This window comes from Frankia sp. Mgl5, from assembly GCF_023242985.1.
GTDB lineage: Bacteria > Actinomycetota > Actinomycetes > Frankiales > Frankiaceae > Parafrankia > Parafrankia soli.
Window position 1 is genome coordinate 1 of the sequence record NZ_JALKFY010000774.1, and the last position, 1296, is coordinate 1296.

The 1296-nt window shown below is 71.1% G+C and carries 1 protein-coding gene; it reads right to left on the reverse strand.

Features of this window, described 5'->3' with window-relative positions; all coding sequences use genetic code 11:
- Positions 1-92: 92 nt before the first annotated feature.
- A partial coding sequence (locus tag MXD62_RS27555) for an acyltransferase domain-containing protein (protein ID WP_285224207.1) occupies positions 93-1296 on the reverse strand: 1204 nt, incomplete at its 5' end.

The window sequence follows — 1296 nt, forward strand, 5'->3', positions numbered from 1 at the left end:
GCCCCCCCCACCCCCCCCGACCGCCCCCCCTCCCCCGCCACCCCCCCCACCGCACCCGCGCACCCCACCCTCGACCGCAAATTCCGCAACCACTAATCCCCCTCCAACTCCCCCGCCCCCGACACCCACCGACCCTCCACCGTCGAAAAAAACGGAACCCGAGGCACCACCGACCGCACCCCCGCCAACAACTCCCGCAACTCCCCCGCCACCCCATCCACCTGCGACGAATGCGACGCATAATCCACCGCCACCCACCGCACCCGCACACCCCGACCCTCCAACACCCCCACCAACTCCACCAGACCAGCCCGCTCACCCGACACCACCGTCACCCCCGGACCATTCACCGCCGCCACCTCAACCCCCACCGGCAACAACCCCACAACCTCATCCACCGGCAGGAACACCGACACCATCCCACCCCGACCCGACAACCTCTCCGCCACCACCCGACTACGACCCACCACAACCCGCACCGCATCACCCACCCCCAAAGCCCCCGCCACACACGCCGCCACCACCTCACCCTGCGAATGACCCAGCACCGCACCCGGAACCACCCCCAACTCACCCCACACCCGCACCAACCCCAAACCCACCGCGAACGACGCCGGCTGCACCACCTCCACCCTCTCCAACACCCCATCCGACCCCACCCCCCGCAACACATCCACCAACGACCAGTCCACCAACCCCGCCAACACCCCAGAAACCTCCTCCACCACCCCCCGAAACACCTCCGACAACCACGAAGAACCCCCCAACAAACCCGCACCCATACCCACCCACTGCGCCCCCTGACCCGGAAAAACAAAAACCGGGCCCGCGGTGCCGCCGACGTCCGCGATCCCGGAGAGCACCGCTGGATCGGGAAGCCCGTCACTCAGCGCGCGCAGCGCGGTCAGGGCGTCGTCCCGGCTGCCGGCGACGACGGCCCCGCGATGGGACAGCCTCGCGCGGCCCTGAGCCAGGGCTCGCCCGACCTCCGGGAGCGTGATCTCCGGCCGGTCCGCGAGGAACCGCTCCAGCCGCCGGGCCTGGTCACCGAGAGCTGTCGGTGACGCCGCCGACAGCACCAGGGGAACGCGGGCGTCCTCGATGGCCGTGGCCGTTGCCGTTGCCGTTGCCGTGGCCGCGGCGACGTCGGCCGGGTCGGCCGGGGCCTGTTCGATGATCACATGGGCGTTCGTCCCGCTCACCCCAAACGACGACACACCCGCCCGCCGCGGCCGGCCCGTCTCCGGCCACACCACCGGCTCCGTCACCAGCGACACCGCACCCGCCGACCAGTCC